Raw genomic sequence first — 7,619 nt, forward strand, 5'->3', positions numbered from 1 at the left:
GGCTCAGCCCCGCCCGTTCAACCCGCGCTCGGACAGCGACAGCGCCTGCCGGAACGCCTTGCGCAGCCGGTACAGCTGCGCCGGCCGGTGCGCGCCGCCGCTGCTCATCTCGCCGGCGATCGGCTCCAGCATGCCCAGCTCGTCCATCTTGCGGCGGAAGCTCACCTTGTTGATGGGCTCGCCCAGCACCGCCTCGTACACCGCCTGCAGCTGCGGCAGCGTGAACCGGTCGCCGCACAGGTAGACCGGCAGCGACGAATACTGGCTCTTGGTGCGCACGCGCTGCACCGCGGTGGCCACGATGTCGCGGTGGTCGAAGGGCAGCGGCGGCAGCCGGTCCACCGGCGCCAGCGTGGCCTCCGCCATGGCCTTGGTGTCGGACGCCAGGGCCGCCAGCGGCAGCAAGGCACAGTAGACGATGGACACCGACCAGCCGCGCGGATCGCGCGCCGCACCGCTGAAGGTGGCCAGCTGCTCCAGGTAGGGGCTCACCAGCCCCAGCTTCTGGCGCAGCACCCGCTCGGCCGCCTGCGCCGCATCGGCATCCTCCTGCGCATGCACGTAGCCGCCGGGCAGCGCCAGCGCACCCTTGAAGGGCTCGCGCTCGCGCCGCTGCAGCAGCACGGCCAGCGCGTCGTCGCGCAGGGTCAGCAGCACCACGTCGACGGTGCAGATCAGCGGATCGGCGGTCTCGCGCATCAAAGCTCTTGCGACAGTCTTGAAACAAAGCCGACTATACGCGGCCCATTGTCTGTTGACCAAGATCACGCCATGTTAGTTGCAATATTGATCTAACAGACTTAGAATAGCCTCATCGAATGCCCAGGACCCGAAAGGACCCGCCACCATGCCCCGCACCGTGCAGTTGCTGATCATCGACCCGCAGAACGACTTCTGCGACCTGCCCGCCGGCCCGCAAGGCACGCCCGCGCTGCCGGTGGCCGGCGCCGATGCCGACATGCAGCGCCTGGCCGCATTCATCGACCAGGCGGGCGATGCGCTCGACGAGATCACCGTCACGCTCGATTCGCACCACCGGCTGGACATCGCCCACCCCACCTTCTGGCAGACACGTGACGGCGGCGCGGTGAGCCCGTTCACCCCCATCACCGCGGCCCAGGTGCGCGCCGGCGAGTACGCGCCGCGCCAGCCCGCCGCGCTGCCGCGCGCGCTGGCCTACCTGAATGCGCTGGAAGCCCGCGGCCGCTACACGCTGATGGTGTGGCCGGTGCACTGCGAAATCGGCAGCTGGGGCCACAACGTGCACACCGCGGTGCGCCAGGCCTACAACCGCTGGGAAGAGCGGCGCCAGGCCATCGTGCGCAAGGTGAACAAGGGATCGAACCCCTGGACCGAGCACTACAGCGCCGTGCAGGCCGAAGTGCCCGACGCGACCGATGCCGACACGCAGCTGAACCGCGCGCTGATCGAGGCGCTGGACCGCAGCGACCTGCTGCTGATCGCCGGCGAAGCCAGCAGCCACTGCGTGAAGGCCAGCACCGAGCACATCGTGCAGCACCTGCCCGGCGGCCGGCCCGAGCGCCTGCTGCTGCTGACCGACTGCATGAGCCCGGTCGGCGGCTTCGAGGCGCAGGCCACTGGGTTCCTGGCCACGATGCGCGCGAAGGGCGTGCGCACCGCCACCAGCGCCGAAGCGCTGCAACTGTTGAAGCAGTAGCCCACCCCACCGCGATACGGCGCTGATACGGCAGCCCGCTACACCTGCGGCTGCCGCGGACCGCGCTCACCCTGCCCACACCCACCAAGGCCCCCGATGGACGCCCCGATCACCAGCCTGCTGGAAACCGACCTCTACAAGTTCACGATGTGGCAGACCATGCTGCACCGCCACCCCGAGACGCAGGCGCGCTACCGCTTCGTCTGCCGCAACACACCGGCCTACCCGCTGGCCGAGCTGCTGCCCGAGGTGAACGCCGCGCTCGACACGCTGTGCGCGCTGCGCTTCCGCCCCGACGAGCTGGCCTACCTGAAGGGCCTGCGCTTCATCAAGAGCGACTTCGTCGACTTCCTGCGCATCTTCCAGTTCCAGCGCGACTTCATCCGCGCCGGCGTCGAAGGCGACCGGCTGACCATCGAGGCCGAAGGTCCGCAAGTGCACGTGATGGGCTTCGAGATCCACGTGCTGGCCATCGTCAACGAGCTGTACTTCCGCCGCTTCAACCCCACCGCCGCGCTGGCTGAAGGCCGCGCGCGCCTGGCCGCGAAGATCGCGCAGCTCAAGGCCTTCGGCACCGAGCCGCCGCGCCGCCACCCCTTCGAGTTCTTCGACTTCGGCGTGCGCCGGCGCTTCAGCGGCCCCTGGCAGCGCGAGGTGGTGGCCACGCTGCAGCGCGAGGTGCCCGAATACTTCAAGGGCAGCTCGAACGTGCTGCTGGCGCGCGACCTGAACCTGGTGCCCATCGGCACCATGGCGCACGAGTACCTGCAGAGTTATCAAGCCCTGGGCGTGCGGCTGCGCGACCACCAGAAGGCCGCGCTGGAAGACTGGGTGCAGGAATACCGCGGCGACCTGGGCGTGGCGCTGACCGACGTGGTGGGCATGGACGCCTTCCTGGCCGACTTCGACCTGTACTTCGCCAAGCTCTTCGACGGCCTGCGCCACGATTCCGGCGACCCGGTGCAATGGGGCGAGAAGGCGCTGGCGCATTACGCGAAGCTGCGCATCGACCCGCATACCAAGCGGCTGGTGTTCTCCGACGGCCTGGACGTGCCGCGCGCGCTGGACCTCTACCGCCACTTCGCCGACCGCACGCAATGCGGCTTCGGCATCGGCACCCAGCTGAGCAATGATGTCGGCCTGACGCCGCTGAACATCGTGATGAAGCTCACCCACTGCAACGGCCAGCCGGTGGCCAAGCTGTCGGACAGCCCGGGCAAGACGCTGTGCGAGGACCAGACCTTCCTGGCGTACTTGCGGCAGGTGTTTGGGGTGGTGCGGTGAGCGTTTCGTTGACTGCCTGCGCAGACCGAGCGGCAAAGCCGGGCGCGGGCTGCGCGGCCAGGGCGACATCGCGGTCGGCTCTGGCGAGCCGACTGCCCTGCGCTGCTCGCGGACGCGGGATGGGGACACAACTCGGGCCTGGGTACAGGCCCTCAGACACGTGTCCCGGTACAGGCCCTCAGACACGTGTCCCCAGGTCGCTTCGCTCCCCGACCCGCGCCCGCTGCGCTGCTCGGCGCTGATGTCTTCATGCCCTGGCCGCACAGCCCGCGCCCGGCTTTGCAGAACCAGTGGTGGCGTGCGGATGGGAGCGGTCTCCGCCCGGCCAGCGCACCGGCCACCGGCTTTGCCGCGCCAACCATCGCACGCCTAAGAACTCACCCATGAAAATCACCCTCGCCCAACTCAACCCCACCATCGGCGACATCGAAGGCAATGCCGCGCGCATCGTCGCGGCCGCCCGCACCGCGCGCGAGCACGGGGCGCAGCTGCTGGTGTGCCCCGAGCTCAGCCTGACCGGCTACTACCCGGCCGACATGCTGGAAGAGCCCGGCTTCATGGCGCGCGTCGAGCAGGGGCTCGAGACGCTGCGCCAGGCCTCGCGGCAGATCCGCGACCTGCACTGGGTGGTCGGCGCGCCAATGCCCGCGCAGGGCCCCGGCAAGCGGCTGCACAACACCCTGCTGGTGCTGCATGCCGGCGAGATCGTGCTGCGCTACGCCAAGCAGCTGCTGCCCACCTACAACATCTTCGATGAGCGGCGCCACTTCGAGCCCGGCCCTGACGTGGCCAAGGTGCTGCGCGTCGGCCACACGCAGGTGGGCCTGCTGATCTGCGAGGACGGCTGGAACGACGAGGGCGCCGACTATGCGGTGAACCCGTTCCAGCGCATGGCCGATGCGGCGCCCGACGTGGTGGTGTCGATCAACGCCAGCCCCTCGAACATCGGCAAGCGCGAGCAGCGCCACCAGGTGTTCGGCAACGCCGCACGGCGCCACGGCCTGCCCATCCTGTACGTCAACCAGATCGGTGGGCACGACCAGCTGGTGTACGACGGTGCCTCGTTCGCGGTGGAGCCCGAAGGCGGCGTGGTGTTCGAGGCCCAGCGCTTCGTCGAGGACGTGTGCACGCTGCGTTTCGAGCAGGGCCACTTCACCGCGGCCGACGGCAGCGCGCTGCCGGCCGTCTCGAAAGCCGGCCTGTCGACGATGGCCTTCTACCAGGCGCAGATCGTGCTGGGCCTGCGCGACTACGCGCGCCGCTGCGGCTTCCAGCGCGTGGTGGTGGGCTCCTCCGGCGGCATCGACAGCGCGCTGACATTGGCGCTGGCCGCGCAGGCCCTGGGCCCGGACAACGTGGTCGGCGTGACCATGCCCTCGCGCTACTCGTCCAGCGGCTCGGTCGACGACTCGGCCGTGCTGTGCCGCCATCTCGGCATTGCGCTGCACACCCATCCGATCAAGGACCTCGTGCAGGCCTACGGCACGCAGTTCGAAGCCAGCTTCGGCGCGCCGCTGCAGGGCCTGTCGGCCGAGAACCTGCAGGCGCGCATCCGTGGCACGGTGCTGATGGCCTACTCCAACCGCTTCGGCCACCTGCTGCTGACCACCGGCAACAAGAGCGAGATCTCGGTCGGCTACTGCACGCTGTACGGCGACACCAACGGCGGCCTGGGCCTCATCGGCGACCTGTACAAGACCGAGGTGTTCGCACTGTCGCGCCACGTCAACGAAGCCGCGGGCCGCGAGCTGATTCCCGCCGCCATCATCGACAAGCCGCCCTCGGCCGAACTGGCGCCCGACCAGCGCGACACCGACAGCCTGCCGCCCTACGAAGTGCTGGACGAAGTGCTGAAGCTGCTGATCGAGGGCGAGCGCCTGGCCGGCTGGGAATACCGCGAGGCCCTGGCCTTCGTCGACCGGCTGCGCGCCACGCCGGACGGCAGCGCGCTGATCGAACGCGTGCGCGGCATGATCGCCCGCAACGAGTACAAGCGTCGCCAGGCGCCGCCGATCATCCGCGTGCGCGCCCGCGCCTTCGGCAGTGGCCGGCAGATGCCAATAGCAGCAAAGTACGTCTGATCCTCCGCAGACCCACCACAATCCCGGCCCATGAGCGACACCCACGCCCACGACGCCGCCGTCTTCATCGGCCGCTTCCAGCCCTTCCACCAAGGCCATGCGGCGCTGCTGCAGCAGGCGCTGACCATCGCGCCGCGCTGCGTGGTGGTCATCGGCTCGGCCTTCCAGGCCCGCTCACCGAAGAACCCCTGGTCGTGGCAGGAGCGGGCCGAGATGTTCCGGCTGGCGCTGCCCGCCGACCAGCGCGAACGCCTGCTGTTCCTGCCGGTGCGCGACTACTACAACGAAGCCCGCTGGACCGAGGTGGTGCTGGCCGGCGTGGCGCGGCTGCTGGCCGAGGCCGGCGTGGCTTCGCCGCGCATCGCGCTGGTCGGCCACTTCAAGGACGCCACCAGCGACTACCTGCGCGCCTTCCCGGGCTGGACGCTCAAGAGCGTGGAGCGCAGCGGACCGATCGATGCCACCTCCTTGCGGGACGCTTACTTTGGCTGTGCGGCCGATGCGCTGGACGCCACGCTGGCCGCGCTGGTGGACCAGGCCCCGCCCAGCACGCTGGCGATGCTGCGGGCGTGGAGCGCGCTGCCGCAGTTCGCCACCATCGCGCGCGAATGGCGCTTCATCAAGGCCTACCGCGAGGCCTGGGCCGCGGCGCCCTACCCGCCGGTGTTCGTCACCGTCGACGCGCTGGTGCGCTGCGCCGGCCGCGTGCTGCTGATCCGCCGCGCCGAAGCCCCCGGCCAGGGCCTGTATGCGCTGCCCGGCGGCTTCATCGAGCAGCGCGAAACCGCCTACCAGAGCGCGCTGCGCGAGCTGCAGGAAGAAACCGCGCTGAGCCTGCTGGACAGCACGATGAAACTGAGCCTGCAGGGCAGCGGCGTGTTCGACCACCCCGACCGCAGCCAGCGCGGCCGCACCATCACGCACGCCTTCTACTTCGACCTGGGCGAGCGCGAGCTGCCCGAGGTGCGCGCCGGCGACGATGCCGCCCGCGTGGAATGGGTGCCGATCGAGCGCCTGACCTCGATGGAAGACCAGTTCCACGACGACCACTTCCACATGCTGGACCACTTCCTCGGCCTCACCACATGAGCGCGCCGCCGGAGCGCCCGCCGCGCCCGTCCGCGAAGCCCACGGCGACGCGCGCGCGCGTGACCCTGGCGCCGCTGACCCCGGCCGACGAGGCCGACTTCCTGCAGGCCGTGGCCGCCAGCCGCCGGCTGCACGGGCCGTGGGTGGCGCCGCCGGCCACGCCCGAGCGCTACCGCACGCTGATGAAGTACCTCGCGGGCCCGGCCAACGCCGGCTTCCTGGTGCGGCGCACCGACACGCAGGCGCTGGTGGGCGTCTACGAGATCACCAACATCGTGCGCGGCCTTCCGCAACATCGTGCCGGCCACGAACGCCAGGGCCTGATGCGCGGCCTTGCGCCTGGTCGCGCAGCCTTCGGCGCGATGAAGCCTACCTCGGCTACTTCGCGTTTGCCGGCCACGAACGCCAGGGCCTGATGCGCGAGGCCTTGCGCCTGGTGGCGCGCCACGCCTTCGGCGCGATGAAGCTGCACCGGCTGGAAGCCAACATCCAGCCCGAGAACCAGGCCTCGATCGCGCTGGTGCGAAGCTGCGGCTTCGTGAAGGAAGGTTATTCGGCCCGCTACCTGAAGATCCGCGGCCGCTGGCGCGACCACGAGCGCTGGGCCCTGTTGGCCGACTGACGGCGGACTGACGGCGGACTGATCCCCCCTGACGAGCACGCCACCCGGCGCGCTATTTCAGCGCGTCGCGCCAGTTCCGGTAGACGTCCAAGTCAAAGCCGTCAGGATAGTTGAGGAAGCCGGGCTGATGGCCCTTGACGCCCTTCATGCCGTACTGCCAGATGATGGCCTTGGTCTGGCGGTCGATGACGACCACGCGGTCGTGCAGGTCGTCGGCCACGATGATGTCGCCGGTGTCGGGCAGCTCGCGCGCCAGCGACGGGTGGTCCAGCGCGCCCTCGCCGTCCTTGACGAAATACTCCCAGGTCTTCTTGCCCGAGGCCGGGTCGAAGATCACCACGCGCCCGGGTTTGCTGAAGTCGGCCACGATGACCTGCCGGCCGTCCACGGTGGGAAAGGCGTCTGATGGATAGCGGACGTCGGGTGCCTGTCGGCTCCACAGCATCCGACCGGCGCGCGTGATGCGCGAGATGCGCGAACCGCTGATCTCGCTGACCAGGATGTCGCCGTTGTCCATCGGCGTGGCGCCATTGGGATAGGCCAGCTGGTGTGGTGGGTTGTGCCGGCATTGGCCGGTTTGACCCCATTGCGTGGTGATGCGGCTGTCTTTCGGGTCGACGATCAGCACGCGGCAGTTGCGGATGTCGGCGGTCAGGAACTGGCCGTCTTCCAGCAGGTGCGCGTCGTCGGGGTAGTTCAGCAGATCGCCCTTGCCGCGCGTGTCGGGCATGCCGAAGGTCCATCGGATCGCGCGCTGCTCGTAGTCGACGATGTGGACGTCGTAGTTGTCCTCCTCGCTCACGGCCAGCAGCTTGCCGTCGTGCGAGAAGTTGACGTCCTCGTTGCCCCGGTAGACCTGGAGGTT

The 7,619-nt window shown here is 69.5% G+C and carries 8 protein-coding genes; 6 read left to right on the forward strand and 2 right to left on the reverse strand.

The window, feature by feature from the left end; all coding sequences use genetic code 11:
* Nucleotides 1–3: 3 nt before the first annotated feature.
* Nucleotides 4–699: an NUDIX hydrolase gene (locus ACILR4_RS24770; RefSeq protein WP_395703567.1), complete on the reverse strand. Its 696-nt coding sequence runs from the start codon at nt 697–699 to the stop codon at nt 4–6.
* Nucleotides 700–847: 148 nt separating this feature from the next.
* On the opposite strand from ACILR4_RS24770, the gene ACILR4_RS24775 reads away from it, so the two are divergent.
* From ACILR4_RS24775 to ACILR4_RS24800, 6 genes are all read left to right on the forward strand, one after another.
* Nucleotides 848–1,678, forward strand: coding sequence for a cysteine hydrolase (locus ACILR4_RS24775; RefSeq protein ID WP_395703568.1), 831 nt, complete (start codon nt 848–850; stop codon nt 1,676–1,678).
* 96 nt (nt 1,679–1,774) lie between these two features.
* The gene (gene pncB, locus ACILR4_RS24780; RefSeq protein WP_395703569.1) at nt 1,775–2,962 is read left to right on the forward strand and encodes a nicotinate phosphoribosyltransferase; all 1,188 of its coding nucleotides are present in this window, start codon (nt 1,775–1,777) and stop codon (nt 2,960–2,962) included.
* 383 nt (nt 2,963–3,345) lie between these two features.
* Nucleotides 3,346–5,043, forward strand: coding sequence for an NAD+ synthase (locus tag ACILR4_RS24785; RefSeq protein ID WP_395703570.1), 1,698 nt, complete (start codon nt 3,346–3,348; stop codon nt 5,041–5,043).
* Between the two features lie 30 nt (nt 5,044–5,073).
* The gene (locus tag ACILR4_RS24790) at nt 5,074–6,132 is read left to right on the forward strand and encodes a bifunctional nicotinamide-nucleotide adenylyltransferase/Nudix hydroxylase (protein ID WP_395703571.1); all 1,059 of its coding nucleotides are present in this window, start codon (nt 5,074–5,076) and stop codon (nt 6,130–6,132) included.
* Nucleotides 6,129–6,548 carry a GNAT family N-acetyltransferase gene (locus tag ACILR4_RS24795; protein ID WP_395703572.1) on the forward strand — a complete coding sequence of 140 codons (420 nt, stop codon included), beginning with the start codon at nt 6,129–6,131 and terminating at the stop codon, nt 6,546–6,548. Before ACILR4_RS24790 ends, ACILR4_RS24795 begins: the two co-directional genes overlap by 4 nt.
* Nucleotides 6,548–6,754, forward strand: coding sequence for a GNAT family N-acetyltransferase (locus ACILR4_RS24800; protein WP_395703573.1), 207 nt, complete (start codon nt 6,548–6,550; stop codon nt 6,752–6,754). Before ACILR4_RS24795 ends, ACILR4_RS24800 begins: the two co-directional genes overlap by 1 nt.
* A 52-nt stretch (nt 6,755–6,806) precedes the next feature.
* Here ACILR4_RS24800 and ACILR4_RS24805 read toward each other — a convergent pair.
* Nucleotides 6,807–7,619 (reverse strand): PQQ-binding-like beta-propeller repeat protein (locus ACILR4_RS24805; protein WP_395703574.1); only part of this gene is annotated, 813 nt, incomplete at its 5' end.

The organism is Aquabacterium sp. (assembly GCF_044226965.1).
Taxonomy (GTDB): Bacteria; Pseudomonadota; Gammaproteobacteria; order Burkholderiales; family Burkholderiaceae_C; genus Pseudaquabacterium.

Excerpts from the sequence above, each read along its gene's own strand:
- pncB (WP_395703569.1), top strand. The coding sequence starts at position 1,775 with ATGGACGCCCCGATCACCAGCCTGCTGGAAACCGACCTCTACAAGTTC.
- ACILR4_RS24800 (WP_395703573.1), top strand. The coding sequence starts at position 6,548 with ATGCGCGAGGCCTTGCGCCTGGTGGCGCGCCACGCCTTCGGCGCGATG.
- ACILR4_RS24795 (WP_395703572.1), top strand. The coding sequence starts at position 6,129 with ATGAGCGCGCCGCCGGAGCGCCCGCCGCGCCCGTCCGCGAAGCCCACG.
- ACILR4_RS24790 (WP_395703571.1), top strand. The coding sequence starts at position 5,074 with ATGAGCGACACCCACGCCCACGACGCCGCCGTCTTCATCGGCCGCTTC.
- ACILR4_RS24770 (WP_395703567.1), bottom strand. The coding sequence starts at position 699 with ATGCGCGAGACCGCCGATCCGCTGATCTGCACCGTCGACGTGGTGCTG.
- ACILR4_RS24775 (WP_395703568.1), top strand. The coding sequence starts at position 848 with ATGCCCCGCACCGTGCAGTTGCTGATCATCGACCCGCAGAACGACTTC.
- ACILR4_RS24785 (WP_395703570.1), top strand. The coding sequence starts at position 3,346 with ATGAAAATCACCCTCGCCCAACTCAACCCCACCATCGGCGACATCGAA.